Origin of the sequence: Thiocapsa sp., from assembly GCF_018399035.1 — a bacterium.
Lineage (GTDB): Bacteria > Pseudomonadota > Gammaproteobacteria > Chromatiales > Chromatiaceae > Thiocapsa.
This window is the reverse complement of record NZ_CP073760.1, coordinates 4024711-4040106: the sequence shown is the minus strand read 5'-3', so window position 1 is coordinate 4040106 and position 15396 is coordinate 4024711. Positions and strand designations below refer to the sequence as shown.

The window sequence follows — 15396 nt, the reverse complement described above, 5'->3', positions numbered from 1 at the left end:
CCGTTCGAGTAGGGATGGTCATTCTGCTTGCGGGCGGGATCAGCATCGGCGTCGCCGTCGTCGGCCAACGCTGGATCGACGCCCCGAAACCCGAGGCGGGATCGTCGGTCCGCCAGTCTGCGCCCCTTCAGACCTTGCCCGACTTCGGCCTGACCGACCTCGCCGGCCTGGAGGTGAGCAGCGAGGCATGGGCCGGCAAGGTCGTGGTGATCAACTACTGGGCGAGCTGGTGCCCACCCTGCATCCGCGAGATGCCGCTCTTCATCCAGACGCAGGAGGCACTCGGCGAGTCCGGCGTGCAGGTCGTCGGCATCGCCGTGGATCGCCTCGAAGACGTGGAGGCGTTCGTCGCCCGGTACCCGGTCAACTACCCCATCCTGATGGCCACCCCGGAGGCCGTGGCCCTCTCGAAGCGGCTCGGCAACCGGGTCGAAGGACTGCCCTTCACGGTCATCTTCGACCGCCGCGGGCGCCGCGTCTTCAGCCGCACCGGCGAGGTCACGGCCGCCGAGCTCAAGGCCGAGCTCGACGCGCTGGTCCGGGCGGAGGATCGTCCGGCACCCGACGAGGACGCGTCTTAGCTGGACAACATCGCGTAAAATCCGCACAATTCGCGCCGATTTGCTGCCGATCCCAAAGGGACCGGCGGATACACTGAGTCTCGGACGCGTTGGAGCATATTGACCGGATGGCGGCGATCCTGGTCCTGAACGGACCGAACCTCAACCTGCTCGGAACCCGCGAGCCGGAGCACTACGGCCGCACCACGCTGGCGGAGATCCACCAGGGCTTGGAGGATGCGGCACGGGCTCAGGGCTTCACGCTGGAGTGCATCCAGAGCAACGCCGAGCACGTCCTGATCGAGGCGGTCCACCGTGCCGCGCATGCAGGGGTTCGCTTCATCATCCTGAATCCCGCCGCCTTCACCCACACCAGCGTCGCCCTGCGCGATGCGCTGCTCGGGGTCGGGATTCCCTTTATCGAGGTGCACCTGTCCAACGTGCACGCCCGGGAGCCGTTTCGGGCCCACTCCTATTTCTCCGACATCGCCGTCGGGGTGATCAGCGGACTCGGGGCCGAAGGCTACTTTTCAGCATTGCGCGCGGCGGCCGGTCGGCTCGCGCCGGACCTTTCCAACGAGAACCACTGACCATGGATATCCGCAAGGTAAAGAAGCTGATCGAGCTGTTGGAGCAATCCGACGTCGCGGAGATCGAGATTCACGAAGGCGAGGAATCGGTCCGCATCAGCCGACACGGCAGCGGCGCCATGCCGATGTACATGCCTCAATCAATGCCGATGGCCTTCGGCGCCGCGCCGGCTGCGGCGCCGGCCACAAAGGCTTCCGATGAAGACGAAGCCGAGGAGATGGAGGGCGAGATCGTGCGCTCGCCGATGGTCGGCACCTTCTATCGTGCGCCGTCTCCAGGCTCCAAGTCGTTTGTCGAGGAAGGCCAGACGGTGAAGTCCGGCGAGACGCTCTGCATCATCGAGGCGATGAAGATCCTCAACCAGATCGAGTGCGAGCAAGGCGGGACGATCAGACGTATCCTGGTCGAGAACGGTCAGCCGGTCGAATACAACCAGCCTCTGTTCGTCATCGAATAAGGGCGGAGGCAGTGCCCCCGTCGTCAAGCGCCGGCGCGATCCTCGATGCGCCGCGCCTCCTTCAGCAAAGACATCGCCACCATGCCTGCAATGATCGAGAAGGTCCTGATCGCCAACCGGGGCGAGATCGCGCTCCGGATCCTGCGCGCCTGTCGCGAGCTGGGCATCAAAACGGTCGCGGTGCACTCCGAAGCCGATCGCGACCTCAAGCACGTCCTCTTGGCCGACGAGTCGGTCTGTATCGGCCCGGCCGCCTCGCTGCTCAGCTATCTCAACGTGCCGGCCATCATCAGCGCGGCCGAGGTGACCGACACCGTCGCCATCCACCCGGGCTATGGCTTCCTGTCCGAAAACGCCGATTTCGCCGAGCGGGTCGAGCGCTCCGGCTTCATCTTCATCGGCCCCCGACCCGAAACCATCCGTCTGATGGGCGACAAGGTCTCGGCGATCGCCGCCATGAACAAGGCCGGCGTGCCCTGCGTGCCCGGGTCGGACGGGCCGCTCGACGACGACAAGAAACGCACCCTGGAGATCGCCCGTCAGATCGGTTACCCGGTGATCATCAAGGCATCCGGCGGCGGGGGCGGTCGCGGCATGCGGGTCGTCCATTCCGAAGCGACCCTGCTGAACGCCATCTCCCTGACCAAGGCGGAGGCCGCCGCGGCCTTCAACAACGACATGGTCTACATGGAGAAGTACCTGGAGAACCCGCGTCATATCGAGTTCCAGGTCCTCTCCGACCAGCACGGCAACGCCATCCATCTCGGCGAGCGCGACTGTTCCATGCAGCGCCGCCACCAAAAGGTCGTCGAAGAGGCGCCCGCGCCCGGCATCACCGAGGCGCAACGCCACGAGATCGGCGAGCGCTGTGCGGAGGCCTGCCGCACCATCGGCTATCGCGGCGCCGGAACCTTCGAATTCCTTTACGAGGACGGCTGCTTCTATTTCATCGAGATGAACACACGTGTTCAGGTCGAGCACCCGGTCACCGAGATGGTCACGGGCGTGGACATCGTCAAAGAGCAGATCCTGATCGCCGCCGGCGAGCACCTGCGCTACTCGCAGGACGATATCGTGATCCGCGGGCATGCCGTGGAGTGCCGTCTCAACGCCGAGGACTCCGAGACCTTCATGCCGAGCCCGGGGAAGATCACCGAGTTCCACGCCCCGGGCGGTCCCGGCGTGCGACTCGAAACGCACATCTACACCGGCTACACGGTGCCACGCTATTACGACTCCATGATCGGCAAGCTCATCACCCACGGCGAGGATCGCGAGTCGGCGATTGCGCGGATGTGCAATGCCTTGCGCGAGACCGTGATCGACGGCATCAACACCAATATCAAGCTGCAGCGCTCGATCTTAAAGGATGGGGCCTTTCTGGCTGGCGGGGCGAATATCCACTATCTGGAGAAAAAGCTCGGCATGTAATGCTGAACCGCGTTTGGAGCGACAGGCAATGTTCGAGGTAAGGCCAGCCTCGGCGCGATTTGATGGCTCGGCGCAACGCGGTTCAGGACATTTAAGACCAAAGAATGGATTGGCTTCGCCTTGAGAAGTAGGGCTTTCGGGACCGGATCGGACTCGCCGCGGCCATCGCGCAACGCATTTAATCCAAAGCTTTTTATCACTTAAATCGCGTCGACTCCGACGTTTACGAACTGCTGCGAGATCGAGACCGAATGAACACAGCGCATATTCTGCCGGACGCGATTTAATTGGCCTGGCTGCAGCTTTCGATCGAGGTGTCGAAGCCGGACGCGGAGCGAATCGCCGCGTTTCTGGAGGATGCCGGAGCACTCTCGGTGACGCTCGCGGATGCGGCGGACGAGCCGCAGCTCGAGCCCGGACCGGGGGAGACGCCGCTCTGGTCGCTGGTCAAGGTCTCGGCGCTGTTCGATGCGGAGCCCGAGAGCGAGGCGCTGGTCGGCCGCTTGGTCGAACAGCTGGCTCATGAGCCGCGTGCCGGCGTGACCGGCCCGCCTCTTGTCGAGCGGATCGAGGATCAGGTCTGGGAACGGGTCTGGCTCGACACCTTCAAGCCGACGCGCTTCGGTCGGCGTCTTTGGGTCTGTCCGCACGGGCAGGATCCGGATGATCCCGAGGCGATCGCCGAGGCCGTGGTGGTCGCGTTGGATCCGGGGTTGGCCTTCGGGACCGGGCACCATCCCACCACTGCGCTCTGCTTGGAGTGGCTCGACGGTACCCCGCTCGCCGGCAAGACGGTCCTGGATTACGGGTGCGGCTCCGGGATCCTGGCGATCGCGGCGCTGCGCTTGGGCGCTGCACGTGCAATCGCGGTCGACCATGACCCTCAGGCCCTGGAGGCGACGCGGGACAACGCACTCGCCAACGGGGTGGCCGAGCGGCTCGCCATCTACGGGCCGGACGAGGTACCCGACCTGAAGGTCGATGTGACCATCGCCAACATCCTCGCCGGGCCGCTGATCGCGCTGGCGCCTCGACTCGTCGCGTCGCTGCGACCGGGCGGCGCGTTGGCCGTCTCGGGCGTGCTCGTCGAGCAGGTCGACACGGTCCGCGCGGCCTATGCCGAACGGATCGCGCTTGCGCCGACACGCCTGCGCGAGGATTGGGCGCTCATCGGCGGGACGCGCATCTAAACCGCGCCCGGTGCGGTTTAGGAACGGCTCAGCGAGCAGTAAACCAACTCGACGAAATACCTCCGTCACCTTATAGCGTTGTCGTTGTCGTAATCGACAACGACAACGACAACGATTCGTTCGGATGCTCAACTGATTTCCGACACGTTTGCTGTCCCGAGTCATCCCATGCACCGCACCTTCGCCATCGGCCCTCACCGATTCGAGAACAATCTGATCCTCGCGCCGATGGCCGGGATCAGCGATCGACCGTTCCGTGCGCTGTGTCGGCGTCTGGGGGCGGGGCTCGCGGTCGCGGAGATGGTCTCGTCGAACACCGCGCTTTGGGGTACCCGCAAGTCGGTGCGGCGTCTGGACTACGCGGGCGAGGCCGGTCCGGTCTCGGCGCAGATCGTCGGCGCGGATCCGCTCGACATGGCCGAAGCGGCCCGGATCAATGTCGACCTTGGCGCCGACATCGTCGACATCAACATGGGTTGTCCGGCAAAGAAGGTCTGCAAACGCGCGGCGGGCTCCGCGCTGCTGCGCGACGAGGTCCTGGTCGGACGGATCCTGGAGTCGGTGGTCGCGTCGGTCCCTGTCCCGGTTACCTTGAAGATCCGCACCGGCTGGTCGCCCGAGACCCGCAATGCCCTGCGCATTGCGCAGATCGCGCAGGAGTGCGGGATCGCCGCCTTGACCGTTCACGGGCGCACGCGCGCCTGCAGTTACGGGGTGCCCGCCGAATACGACACGATCCGTGTCATCCGCGCGGCCGTGACGATACCGCTGATCGCCAACGGCGACATCGCGAGCCCCGAACGGGCGAAACAGGTCCTGGACTGGACCGGCGCCGATGCTATCATGATCGGACGCGCGGCCCGGGGGCGTCCCTGGATCTTCCGCGACGTCGCGGCCTACCTAACCTCGGGTACCCTGCCGGTCGAGCCGCAAAGGCACTGGATTCATGCGCTCCTGCGCGAGCATCTCGATGCCTTGTATCAGTTTTACGGCGCCCATGCCGGCGTGCGGATCGCACGCAAACACATCTCCTGGTACTGCCGTCACTTACCGGGTGCAGCGGCCTTCAGAGACATCGTCAACGGGACAGAAACCCCGGCGGAGCAGTTGTCGCGGGTCGCCGCGTTCTTCGAGCAATGCCCCGAAACGGAGAATCAAGCAGCATGAATTCAGTTGCCTTGGACAGCGTATCCGAAACGACATCGACGGGGCTGCAGGTGGTGGAGGCGGGTCGCACCGACCCGCTGAGCAAGTGTGTGCAGGATGCCCTGCGCTTCTATCTGGAGAACATGGCCGGCCATGACGTGGTCAACCTTTACGTCCTGGTGCTCGAGGAGGTCGAGCGCCCCATGTTCGAGACCGTTCTGGACCACACCAACGGCAATCTCAGCCAGGCCGCGAAGATCCTCGGCTTGACGCGCGCCACGCTGCGCAAACGACTCGCCGCTTACGGGATCGAGCGCGCACGCTGACCCCGCGCCGCCGGCCTCCTTTCAGATCATCAGACCCGGATTGACCCACATGCCATCCATTCATCGCGCCCTGATCAGCGTGTCCGACAAGACCGGCTTGGCCGCCTTCGCTCGCGAGCTTGCAGCCAAAGGTGTGGAGATCCTCTCCACCGGCGGGACCGCCAGACTCCTGACCGAAGCGGGCATCCCCGTCATGGAGGTTTCGGACTACACCGGCTTCCCCGAGATGATGGACGGTCGGGTCAAGACACTGCATCCGCGCATCCACGGCGGAATCCTCGGTCGTCGCGGCGTCGACGACCGGGTCATGCGCGAGAACGAGATCAAGCCGATCGATCTGGTGGTCGTGAATCTTTATCCCTTCGAGCAAACCGTGGCCGACCCGGCCTGCGATCTGGCGACAGCCATCGAGAATATCGACATCGGCGGCCCGACCCTGCTGCGCGCCGCGGCCAAAAACCACGCGAGCGTTACCGTGGTGGTCGATTCGGCCGACTATCCGCGCATCGCCGCGGAGATCGCCGAGCACGGCGGCGTGAGCGAGACCACGCGTTTCGATCTGGCGGTCAAGGCCTTCGAGCACACCGCCCGCTACGACGGTGCCATCGCCAACCATCTGGGCGCACGGCTCGCGACCGATGTCCCCGGCGCCTTCCCGCGCACCCTGAGCCTGCAGCTCGGTCGCAAGCAATCCATGCGCTACGGCGAGAATCCACATCAGAACGCGGCCTTCTATGTCGAGCACGGTGCCTTGGAGACGAGCATCGCCACCGCCAGCCAGATCCAAGGCAAAGAGCTGTCCTACAACAACATCGCCGATACGGATGCGGCGCTCGAGTGCGTGAAGCAGTTCTCCGAGGGTCCGGCCTGCGTCATCGTCAAGCACGCCAACCCCTGCGGCGTCGCCCTGGGCACCAACCTGCTCGACGCCTACGAGCGCGCCTACAGCACCGACCCGGAATCCGCCTTCGGCGGCATCATCGCCTTCAACGGCGAGCTCGACGGCGAGACGGCCCGAACCATCGTCGAGCGTCAGTTCGTCGAGGTCATCATCGCGCCCCGCGTGACCGCCGAGGCAAGCGAGGCGGTCGCGGCCAAGAAGAACGTCCGCCTGCTCGAATGCGGCGAGTGGGACAGCGAGCTGGTCCATCGACTCGACTTCAAGCGGGTCAACGGCGGGCTCCTGGTCCAGGACGCGGACCTGCGTCTGACCGAGTCGCTGAAGACCGTCACCGAGCGCGCACCGAGCGAGCAGGAGCTGGCCGATCTGCTCTTCGCCTGGCGGGTCGCCAAGTTCGTCAAATCCAATGCCATCGTCTATGGCCGCGACGCCATGACGATCGGTGTCGGCGCCGGCCAGATGAGTCGTGTGAGCTCCGCACGCATCGCCGCCATCAAGGCCGAGCAAGCGGGTCTCGCGGTCCTTGGCGCCGTCATGGCCTCGGATGCCTTCTTCCCCTTCCGCGACGGGATCGACCAAGCCGCGGCGGTCGGCATCACGGCCGTGATTCAGCCCGGCGGCTCGATGCGCGACGAGGAGACCATCGCCGCGGCCAACGAGCACGGGATCGCGATGGTCTTTACCGGGATGCGTCACTTCAGGCATTGAACCGCGTCCGGCCCGACATGCAGTGTTTTCGTTTCGGCTTGGCCTCGGAGCAACCAACTCACGCCGGAGTCGACGCGGTTCAAGAGATTTTGAATTCTTTAATCACTTGAACCGCGTCGGCTCAAAGCTCTCGGATCAGTGCGACATCGATCGACTCCATAACCTCCTTGACTCACACAGGACGCGGTTCAATGGGCATCCATGCGAGTGCCATCATCGAAGAGGGTGCCGAGCTGCATCCCTCGGTCAGTGTCGGTCCCTATTCGATCATCGAGTCCGGGGCCGTCGTCGGCGAGGGCTGTCGGATCGAGTCCTGCGTGCGCATCTTCGGCGCGACGCGGATGGGTGCGCACAACCGGGTCTGTCACGGGGCGACGCTCGGCTCGGAGCCTCAGGACCTCGGCTTCAAGCCGGAGCTCTCGCGGCCGCTGGTGATCGGCGACCACAATCACTTCAAGGAAGGGGTGAACATCAGCTGCGGCATCAAGTCCGAGGCCGGCACCCGCATCGGCAGCCACAATTATTGGATGGCCTTCTCGCATGCGGGCCATGACTGCATCGTCGGCGATCACAACATCTTCGCCAACACGGCCACGCTTGCCGGTCATGTCGAGGTCGCGGATCGGACCTTCCTCTCGGGGCAGGTCGCCGTGCACCAATTCTGTCGGATCGGCGCCTATGCGATGGTCGCCGGGGTGACGGGGGTTGCGCAGGACGTGCCGCCGTTCGCCTTGGTCGACGGTCATCGGGCGCGCATCGTGGGGCTCAACGTGGTCGGCTTGCGCCGCGGCGGCTTCTCGCAGGAGCAGCGCACGCGCATCAAGGCCGTCTATCGGCTGGTCTTTCGTTCCGGCCTACGTCCTGGCGAGGCACTGGTCCGTGCCGAGCAGGAGTATCCCGGACCCGAGACCCAAGCCATCGTCCAATTCATCCAGTCGAGCCGACGCGGCGTCGTCTCGTTTCAAGCTTAAACCGCGCCGGCTCCAGCGCTCGTTGCGCTGCGGGGGCCGATCCCACCCAAAAACATCGCATACCGCACTAGGCGCGGTTTAAAAGGTGAAGAGATAGGTATGAAGATCCTGATCGTCGGCAATGGCGGGCGCGAGCACGCCCTCGCCTGGAAGGCCGCACAATCGCCGCTGGCCGAACGTATTTTCGTTGCGCCCGGCAATGGCGGAACCGCGCACGAACCCAAGGTGGAGAATCTGCCGATCGCGGCGGACGACGTGCCTGCACTGGTGCGCTTTGCAACCGAGCAGGCGATCGACCTGACCATCATCGGCCCGGAGGCACCGCTGGTTGCGGGCGTCGTCGACGCCTTCAAGGCGGCCGGTCTGCGCTGTTTCGGACCGACCCGAGACGCCGCCCAGCTTGAGGGTTCGAAGGCCTTCACCAAGGACTTCCTCGCGCACCATCGCATCCCGACCGCGTCCTACGGCGTCTTTACCGAGATCGAACCCGCGCTCGCCTATCTGCGTCGGGTCGGCGCGCCTATCGTGATCAAGGCCGACGGCCTCGCCGCGGGTAAGGGCGTCATCCTCGCCGAGGATCTTGCGACCGCCGAGGCGGCGGTCCAGGACATGCTCGGTGCCGGGCGCTTCGGCAGCGCGGGCAACCGCGTGGTGATCGAGGAATTCCTGACCGGCGAGGAGGCGAGCTTCATCGTCATGGTCGACGGTGCGCACATCCTTCCGCTTGCCACGTCGCAGGATCACAAGGCCCGCGACGACGGCGACCGCGGACCCAACACCGGCGGCATGGGCGCCTATTCCCCCGCCCCGATCGTCACTCCGGCGATCCACGATCGCGTCATGCGCGAGGTGATCGAGCCGACGGTCGCCGGGCTCGCCGCCGAGGGCATCCATTATGTCGGTTTCCTCTACGCGGGACTCATGATCGCCGCCGACGGGACACCCAAGGTGCTCGAGTACAACTGCCGGCTCGGCGATCCCGAGACCCAGCCGCTCTTGATGCGTCTGGAATCCGACCTGGTCGAGCTTTGCCTCGCCGCGATCGACGGCCGTCTCGATGAGGTCACGGCCGTCTGGGATCCGCGCCCCGCGCTGGGCGTGGTCATGGCGGCGGGCGGTTATCCGGACAGCTACGAGACCGACCACCCGATCAGCGGGTTGGACGCCGCGCTGGCCTCGGACGTCAAGGTCTTCCAGGCCGGCACAAAGGCGGAAGGAGCTGAGACCCTAACCAACGGCGGACGCGTCCTCTGTGTCACCGCACTCGGGAACAGCGTTTCCGAGGCCCAATCCCGAGCCTACCAAGCCATCGAGAAGATTCGGTGGGAGGGCTGTCAGTTCCGGCGCGACATCGGGTATCGGGCCATCGCCCGCGAGCGGTCGACATGCGTCTGATTTATCGCTGGACCTCGCCGGACTCGATTTTCCGTAACGCTTCCTCGGCAGCGCCGATGTCTTCGATGTCCTCGAGATAGGACATCAGCGCCGCATGTTCGGCGATGGGCAGCAGAACCGACAGACGCTTACCGTCCGGGTCGGTGACGCATTGCGGATGCAGCTCGGGCATGGTGGAAACCTCTGTCGAGTGTCAGGTCTCGCAGACGAAGGGGCGGGGTTCCGGTACTTGCCGATCGATCAGGGTTCAGTGTGTCCGGGGTGGGCCTGCCCCTCGGGCTGCGCCGGGTAGAAGGTCTTGTCGAACAGTTGCTCGGCGCTGTAGGGGCAATGGTCTGGAAAGGTGTCCGACGGCAGACCGCTTTCATCGCTGGCCAACTGAACCGCGTCGGTATAAGCCTCGCCGATGGTTGCGGGCAATCGCGCCTTGAGACCGGGAGCCTGTTTCAGTAATTTTTCCAGCCGGTTGCGCTGCTCGATGAGGGTCGCGCGCCAGCAGTCGCCTTTGAATTCACGCCAGCGCTCGGACAGGGTCCGATACTGATACTCCCACTTCAACAGATGAGCCAGAAGGATGGTCAATCTGTTTTCGAGCTCGCGTTGCTCGCTCTTTCCCATGTCGCTCAGTTCTTCCACGAGATGCTCGACGTCCAGCTCCGAGTAGCGCCCGGCACGCAGCAATTGGACGTGGCGTTCCGCCCAAGCCGAATAATCGATCGTGTAGAGTGTGTCGAGGTCGGTCATATCCTGATCCAACGGCTGCCGAGTCTGCACCGAGGGGCGAGATGAGGTCGCGAGTCATCCGGCACCACCTGCTCATGCCCACATCGACAGGGTAGCGGATTCAGCAGGATTGTTTCCGGAGCCGATCCGAGCGGAATTTCCCGAGGCAAAAAAAAGCCCGGCAGGGTGCCGGGCTGGAAACGTCTCATGATGAGAGAGACGAGGAGGACACTGGTATCGATTTTTAAAGTCTCGGGCTCCGCGTGTCGCCGGCAGGCCCGAAACATCGATGTTCTGCTTTCTGACGTTCGATCTCTAAACCGCGCCTCGTCGAAGCATCGTCTCCGGCGAAGTTAGTCTCACATGGGTCCCATTCTACCGACGCCGGTGCGGTTTCGATGTGACGAGCGTCTCAGTGCATGAAGAGACCGCCGTTGACCGGCAGGTTCGCGCCGGTGATGTAGGCGCTCTGGTCGCCGGCCAGGAAGGCGATGGCCGCGGCGATTTCCGCAGGCTGAGCCATGCGGCGCATCGGGACGCCCGAGATGATGCTGTTGCGCACCGTGTCGTCCATTGCGAGCGTCATGGCGGTCTCGACATAGCCGGGCGAGACGGTGTTCACCGTGACACCCTTGGATGCGCCTTCCTGGGCCAAGGCCATGGTGAAGCCGTGCATACCGGCCTTGGCGGCGGAATAGTTGGCTTGACCGAACTGACCGCGCTGACCGTTGACCGAGGAGATGTTGATGATCCGTCCGAAGCCGCGATCCAGCATCCCTTCCCAGACGTTGCGCGTCACGTTGAAGACGCTGTCCAGGTTAACCCGCATCACGGCATCCCACTGCGCATGCTCCATCTTCTTGAAGGTCTTGTCGCGGGTGATGCCGGCACAGTTGATGAGGATGTCGACCGGGCCGTGTTTTTCGGTGATCTCTTTAATCATGCGCGCGCTGTCTTCGAAGGAGGACACGTCCGCGGCGATGGTGTCGATGGCGAAGCCTTCGGTCTCGCGATCCTTCTTCCAGGCTTCCGCAGCAGCGGCCTCGGAAGGATGATGATTGGCGACGACCGTGCAGCCGTCTTGTGCCAGACGCGTGCAGATCGAGGTGCCGATTCCGCCGATACCACCGGTCACGAGTGCAATGCGAGCCATGTCTCTTTCCTCCGGGTTTTAATTGGTGTGATGTTCGTTGCAGTCCGGAGCGATCACCACGCGATCCGCTCACGAGGTTCAAGATCTTCCAATCACGAGCCATTCGCAAGCCCCCTATGCAGGGGACTTGCGAATGGTGGCCCATCCTTGGGCTGCCGGGTCCAGTCAAGTGGAACGGACTGTCGAATTAGACAGCCGGGACACTCTTGCTCAGGTCGGCGGAAACGTCGGCCATGTTCTTTTCGAACCAGGTGCGGTAGTCGTCACGCACGTCGCTGACGGCCTGCATGCTGGTCTTGCCTTCGGCCAGAACGCGCTCGCTGAGCTCCTTGGTGGCCTCGACCTGGCCCGTGAAGAACTCATTGTAGCCCTTGGATTCGGTCGCCAGCTTCATCATGCGCATGGCGTGCTCCATGTAAAGGCTCATGGCATCCATCTGGCGCGCAGACATCTTCTCGAAGATGCGGACGTTCAGCTCGCCGAGGCTGTTCATGCGCTCGACGGTCTTGTTGGTGAGCTCGTTGACGGTGTTCAGGGTGTCGTTGGTTGTCATGAAAGTTGCTCCGATATGTTGTGCAGTGCAGCAATTGTTGCAGTGCACAATAGTCGTCCGATCAGCCTCTGTCAACCCCGAATCCGTCAATCGAAAGCATTGATGATGCGGCAGTCCGATCCTCCTGCGCTCAGGCAGATCCGTCACGGTTCTTTGTCTTTCTCCTTGTCATCGGCGGGGGACGGTGCCTTGCGATCGGTCTTGCCCCGGCGATCGCCACCGAGATCGAAGCCCGCTGCGCGCATCAGCTCGCCTTGAATCTCGGACCACAGCTCGACGTTCTTCTGGGTCATCCGCGTCATGGCATCGAACGGGGTCTCGCCCAAAGAGCGGACCAGCTCGTGGTGCTGTTTGGAGAAGAGATCCAGCGAACCCTCGAGATAGCGGGCGAACATGCCTTGGAGGGTGCCGCCGTAGAAGCGGATGATCTGAGACAACATGGTCGCGCTGAACAGCGGCTCGCCGCCGCTTTCCTCTTCGAGCATGATCTGCAACAGGATGGAACGCGTGATGTCGTTGTCGTTCGCCGTGTCGACCACCTTGAAGGCGGTGCAGCTCATGACGAGATCACGCACGTCCGCGAGCGTGATGTAACGACTGACTTCGGTGTCGTAGAGGCGCCGATTCGGGTACTTCTTGATGATGCGCTCGTCTTTCATGGGCATCTGGGCCTTATCGTCCTTCAGTCCGAAGAAGTGTACCCCAGTCGAGACGGGGTACGACCTGCGGGGCCCGACGATCCCTCGCCGGGGGACTCCCCGCCCGGGTTCGGATCAGACTCGCTCGACGGCCAGAGCCACACCTTGTCCGCCGCCGATGCAGAGTGTCGCGAGACCCTTCTTGGCATCGCGCTTCTGCATCTCGTAGAGCAGGGTCACCAGCACGCGAGCACCGGAGGCACCGATCGGGTGGCCGATCGAGATGGCACCGCCGTTGACGTTCACCTTGCTCAGATCCCAGCCCATCTCGTGATTGACCGACATCGCCTGCGCGGCGAAGGCCTCGTTGGCCTCGATTAGATCGAGGTCCTTGGGCGTCCAACCGGCCTTCTCCAGACACTTCATCGACGCCGGGATCGGGCCGGTGCCCATGATGGCCGGATCCACACCGGCGCTTGCGAAGGCGACCAAGCGGGCCATCGGCTTCAGACCGAGCTCCTTGGCCTTGGACTCCTTCATGACCACGACCATCGCCGCTCCGTCGTTGATACCCGAGGCGTTGCCGGCGGTGACCGTGCCGGCCTTGTCGAAGGCCGGACGCAGCTTGCCGAGCGTCTCGGCCGTGGTGCCGGGGCGCGGAAACTCGTCCGTGGCGAAGACGACCGGGTCGCCCTTACGCTGCGGTATGGCAACCGGAATAATCTCGTCGGCAAAACGTCCCGACTTGATCGCCGCCTCGGCCTTCTGCTGCGATGCCGCCGCAAATTCGTCCTGGGCGTCGCGGGTGAACGCGTATTTCTTGGCGATGTTCTCTGCCGTCACGCCCATGTGATACTGATTGAAGGCATCCCAAAGACCGTCGACGATCATGGTGTCCTTCATCGACCAATCGCCCATGCGCTGCCCTTCGCGCGAGCGCGGCAGCACATGCGCGGACTGGCTCATGCTCTCTTGGCCACCCGCGATCACGATATCGGCGTCGCCGCAGGCCACCGCCTGCATCGCCAGATGAACGGCCTTGAGGCCGCTGCCGCAGACCTTGTTGATGGTCATGGCCGGTACCGAGTGCGGAAGACCCGCGTTCAGGGTCGTCTGACGCGCCGGATTCTGGCCCACGCCGGCGGTGAGAACCTGACCGAGGATGACCTCGTCGACCTGATCCGGGGAGATTCCGGTGCGCTCCATCAACGCCTTGAGCACCGCGGCCCCGATGTCGGTCGCGGGGAGTGAAGAGAGGCTGCCGCCGAAGGTGCCGACTGCGGTACGGCCCGCATCGACGATCACGATGTTGTCGCTCATGGTGTGAATGCCTTATGAGTTTTGGAGTGGACGCCTGTTCGGAGGTGGCGGGTCGTGATGCGCAAGACCCGACCGCGGGATCTAAAATGCCCCGCTCGCGCCGATAGAACAACCCCGAGTTTACGCCGCTTTGTTGCAGTGCACAAATCGGCGTGCTAACGTGTGCTGCAAAGTGACCCAAAGGAGGGCAAAACCATGAGTAATGAAAGCTTTTTCAACGACGGTTGGATGGATCTGCAACGCAAGTACTGGGACAGCTGGACCGAGATGAGCCGCAAGGCGATGGGCACGCAGGGCGGCATGGGCGAGCTCACCAACCCGTGGGAGAGTGCGCTCGATACCTGGTGGAAGGCACTCGCGCCGGCCGCGCCCGATGCCTCCAAAGACTTCATGGAAAAAATGATGGAGCAGGGTAAGGTCTTTTTCCGCTTCGGGGAGGCCTTTGCGTCCGGCAAGCCGGGCGACACCGCCTCCCCGGCCGACGGCATGGCGTTCTGGACGAAGGCGCTGGAAGACATTCAGAAGGGCTTCAGCGGCTCGATGGACGACGGCGGCAACGTCATGCAACGCATGATGTCGTTCTGGGAGATGCCGCTCGACAATTGGCAGCGCATGATGTCCTCGATGTCGCCGATGCCCGGCGATGCCCTGCGCTACATGCCGCACGATCAGGTCAAAGACAGCTTCAGCCGCGTGCTCTCCGCGCCCGGGTTGGGCTATACCCGCGAGGAGCAGGGCCAGTACCAAGAGTTGATCCGTGCCTCCATGGATTACCAGAAGGCGCTGCAGGAATACAACGGCTTCTATGCCCAGCTCGGCACCAAATCCGTGCAGCGCATGGGTGGCTACATCCAAGAGGTCATCGACAGCGGCAAGAGCATCGATTCGGCTCGTGCCCTTTATGATCACTGGGTCATGTCCTGCGAGGCCGTTTACGCCGAAGAGGTCGCGACACCGGAATACGCCCGGATCCACGGTCACCTCGTCAACGCCCAGATGGCCCTGAAGAAACGCATGGGCGTTTTGGTCGACGAGAACCTCGGCGCCATGAACATGCCGAGCCGCAACGAGCTGCGCACCCTTCAGGATCGTCTGCAGGAGACCCGGCGCGAGAACAAGAGGCTCAGCCTCGGTCTGCGCGCACTCGAGCGGCAGGTTGCGGCCCTCGCCGGCACCCCGCTCGAGTCGCCCGCAACGGCCATCAGGTCCATCGCACCCGCCGCCAAGGAGCCGGTGCGCAAGAAGGCCGCGACCAAGAGCACCGACTAGCTCCGGCCGTCACCACAGCAATCACGCGCCCTGCGGCCCCTGACGAACCGGGTGCCGCAGACGC

Annotated in this window: 17 protein-coding genes; 11 read left to right on the top strand and 6 right to left on the bottom strand. The window is 63.8% G+C overall.

The annotated features are described in order from the left end of the window. Nucleotides 1-14 precede the first annotated feature (14 nt). The 10 genes from KFB96_RS18450 (at nucleotide 15) to purD (ending at nucleotide 9676) form a co-directional block, all read left to right on the top strand. Complete coding sequence (locus KFB96_RS18450) at nucleotides 15-581, top strand: TlpA disulfide reductase family protein (RefSeq protein ID WP_366931552.1); 567 nt, start codon at nucleotides 15-17, stop codon at nucleotides 579-581. Nucleotides 582-688: 107 nt separating this feature from the next. After that, nucleotides 689-1150, top strand: coding sequence for a type II 3-dehydroquinate dehydratase (gene aroQ, locus KFB96_RS18445; protein WP_213460353.1), 462 nt, complete (start codon nucleotides 689-691; stop codon nucleotides 1148-1150). Nucleotides 1151-1152: 2 nt separating this feature from the next. Next, a complete protein-coding gene (accB, locus tag KFB96_RS18440; protein WP_213460351.1) occupies nucleotides 1153-1608 on the top strand; it encodes an acetyl-CoA carboxylase biotin carboxyl carrier protein in 456 nt (151 codons plus the stop codon). A gap of 90 nt (nucleotides 1609-1698) precedes the next feature. Then, on the top strand, nucleotides 1699-3039 hold the full coding sequence (accC, locus tag KFB96_RS18435; RefSeq protein WP_213461209.1) for an acetyl-CoA carboxylase biotin carboxylase subunit: 1341 nt from the start codon (nucleotides 1699-1701) through the stop codon (nucleotides 3037-3039). Between the two features lie 287 nt (nucleotides 3040-3326). Then, nucleotides 3327-4229, top strand: coding sequence for a 50S ribosomal protein L11 methyltransferase (gene prmA / locus KFB96_RS18430; RefSeq protein WP_213460350.1), 903 nt, complete (start codon nucleotides 3327-3329; stop codon nucleotides 4227-4229). A 168-nt stretch (nucleotides 4230-4397) separates the two neighbouring features. Next, complete coding sequence (gene dusB / locus KFB96_RS18425; protein ID WP_213460348.1) at nucleotides 4398-5396, top strand: tRNA dihydrouridine synthase DusB; 999 nt, start codon at nucleotides 4398-4400, stop codon at nucleotides 5394-5396. Further along, nucleotides 5393-5701 (top strand): helix-turn-helix domain-containing protein, encoded by a 309-nt coding sequence (locus tag KFB96_RS18420; protein ID WP_213460346.1) that lies wholly within the window; start codon nucleotides 5393-5395, stop codon nucleotides 5699-5701. The genes dusB and KFB96_RS18420 overlap by 4 nt, the downstream gene beginning before the upstream one ends. A 49-nt stretch (nucleotides 5702-5750) precedes the next feature. Further along, the gene (purH, locus tag KFB96_RS18415; protein WP_213460344.1) at nucleotides 5751-7310 is read left to right on the top strand and encodes a bifunctional phosphoribosylaminoimidazolecarboxamide formyltransferase/IMP cyclohydrolase; all 1560 of its coding nucleotides are present in this window, start codon (nucleotides 5751-5753) and stop codon (nucleotides 7308-7310) included. A 191-nt stretch (nucleotides 7311-7501) separates the two neighbouring features. Continuing rightward, nucleotides 7502-8281, top strand: a complete 780-nt coding sequence (lpxA, locus tag KFB96_RS18410; RefSeq protein WP_213460341.1) for an acyl-ACP--UDP-N-acetylglucosamine O-acyltransferase — start codon at nucleotides 7502-7504, stop codon at nucleotides 8279-8281. A gap of 99 nt (nucleotides 8282-8380) precedes the next feature. Continuing rightward, complete coding sequence (gene purD, locus KFB96_RS18405) at nucleotides 8381-9676, top strand: phosphoribosylamine--glycine ligase (RefSeq protein WP_213460339.1); 1296 nt, start codon at nucleotides 8381-8383, stop codon at nucleotides 9674-9676. A gap of 1 nt (nucleotide 9677) precedes the next feature. On the opposite strand, the gene KFB96_RS18400 is transcribed toward purD, so the two are convergent. From KFB96_RS18400 to KFB96_RS18375, 6 genes are all read right to left on the bottom strand, one after another. Next, on the bottom strand, nucleotides 9678-9848 hold the full coding sequence (locus tag KFB96_RS18400) for a hypothetical protein (protein ID WP_213460337.1): 171 nt from the start codon (nucleotides 9846-9848) through the stop codon (nucleotides 9678-9680). A 68-nt stretch (nucleotides 9849-9916) separates the two neighbouring features. Further along, nucleotides 9917-10420 (bottom strand): DUF29 domain-containing protein, encoded by a 504-nt coding sequence (locus KFB96_RS18395; protein WP_213460335.1) that lies wholly within the window; start codon nucleotides 10418-10420, stop codon nucleotides 9917-9919. 391 nt (nucleotides 10421-10811) lie between these two features. Continuing rightward, nucleotides 10812-11552: an acetoacetyl-CoA reductase gene (gene phbB, locus KFB96_RS18390; protein ID WP_213460333.1), complete on the bottom strand. Its 741-nt coding sequence runs from the start codon at nucleotides 11550-11552 to the stop codon at nucleotides 10812-10814. A gap of 187 nt (nucleotides 11553-11739) precedes the next feature. After that, nucleotides 11740-12105, bottom strand: a complete 366-nt coding sequence (locus KFB96_RS18385; protein ID WP_213460332.1) for a phasin family protein — start codon at nucleotides 12103-12105, stop codon at nucleotides 11740-11742. 143 nt (nucleotides 12106-12248) lie between these two features. After that, a complete protein-coding gene (gene phaR / locus KFB96_RS18380) occupies nucleotides 12249-12764 on the bottom strand; it encodes a polyhydroxyalkanoate synthesis repressor PhaR (protein ID WP_213461207.1) in 516 nt (171 codons plus the stop codon). Nucleotides 12765-12878: 114 nt separating this feature from the next. Further along, nucleotides 12879-14063, bottom strand: a complete 1185-nt coding sequence (locus KFB96_RS18375) for an acetyl-CoA C-acetyltransferase (protein ID WP_213460330.1) — start codon at nucleotides 14061-14063, stop codon at nucleotides 12879-12881. Between the two features lie 195 nt (nucleotides 14064-14258). On the opposite strand from KFB96_RS18375, the gene phaE reads away from it, so the two are divergent. Continuing rightward, nucleotides 14259-15332, top strand: coding sequence for a class III poly(R)-hydroxyalkanoic acid synthase subunit PhaE (gene phaE / locus KFB96_RS18370; protein WP_213460328.1), 1074 nt, complete (start codon nucleotides 14259-14261; stop codon nucleotides 15330-15332). Nucleotides 15333-15396 lie beyond the last annotated feature (64 nt).

Coding starts and splice junctions, on each gene's coding strand:
- phaR (WP_213461207.1), bottom strand. CDS start 12,764: ATGAAAGACGAGCGCATCATCAAGAAGTACCCGAATCGGCGCCTCTAC.
- aroQ (WP_213460353.1), top strand. CDS start 689: ATGGCGGCGATCCTGGTCCTGAACGGACCGAACCTCAACCTGCTCGGA.
- KFB96_RS18375 (WP_213460330.1), bottom strand. CDS start 14,063: ATGAGCGACAACATCGTGATCGTCGATGCGGGCCGTACCGCAGTCGGC.
- KFB96_RS18420 (WP_213460346.1), top strand. CDS start 5,393: ATGAATTCAGTTGCCTTGGACAGCGTATCCGAAACGACATCGACGGGG.
- dusB (WP_213460348.1), top strand. CDS start 4,398: ATGCACCGCACCTTCGCCATCGGCCCTCACCGATTCGAGAACAATCTG.
- phaE (WP_213460328.1), top strand. CDS start 14,259: ATGAGTAATGAAAGCTTTTTCAACGACGGTTGGATGGATCTGCAACGC.
- phbB (WP_213460333.1), bottom strand. CDS start 11,552: ATGGCTCGCATTGCACTCGTGACCGGTGGTATCGGCGGAATCGGCACC.
- KFB96_RS18450 (WP_366931552.1), top strand. CDS start 15: ATGGTCATTCTGCTTGCGGGCGGGATCAGCATCGGCGTCGCCGTCGTC.
- KFB96_RS18385 (WP_213460332.1), bottom strand. CDS start 12,105: ATGACAACCAACGACACCCTGAACACCGTCAACGAGCTCACCAACAAG.
- lpxA (WP_213460341.1), top strand. CDS start 7,502: ATGGGCATCCATGCGAGTGCCATCATCGAAGAGGGTGCCGAGCTGCAT.
- KFB96_RS18400 (WP_213460337.1), bottom strand. CDS start 9,848: ATGCCCGAGCTGCATCCGCAATGCGTCACCGACCCGGACGGTAAGCGT.
- accB (WP_213460351.1), top strand. CDS start 1,153: ATGGATATCCGCAAGGTAAAGAAGCTGATCGAGCTGTTGGAGCAATCC.
- KFB96_RS18395 (WP_213460335.1), bottom strand. CDS start 10,420: ATGACCGACCTCGACACACTCTACACGATCGATTATTCGGCTTGGGCG.
- purD (WP_213460339.1), top strand. CDS start 8,381: ATGAAGATCCTGATCGTCGGCAATGGCGGGCGCGAGCACGCCCTCGCC.
- purH (WP_213460344.1), top strand. CDS start 5,751: ATGCCATCCATTCATCGCGCCCTGATCAGCGTGTCCGACAAGACCGGC.
- accC (WP_213461209.1), top strand. CDS start 1,699: ATGATCGAGAAGGTCCTGATCGCCAACCGGGGCGAGATCGCGCTCCGG.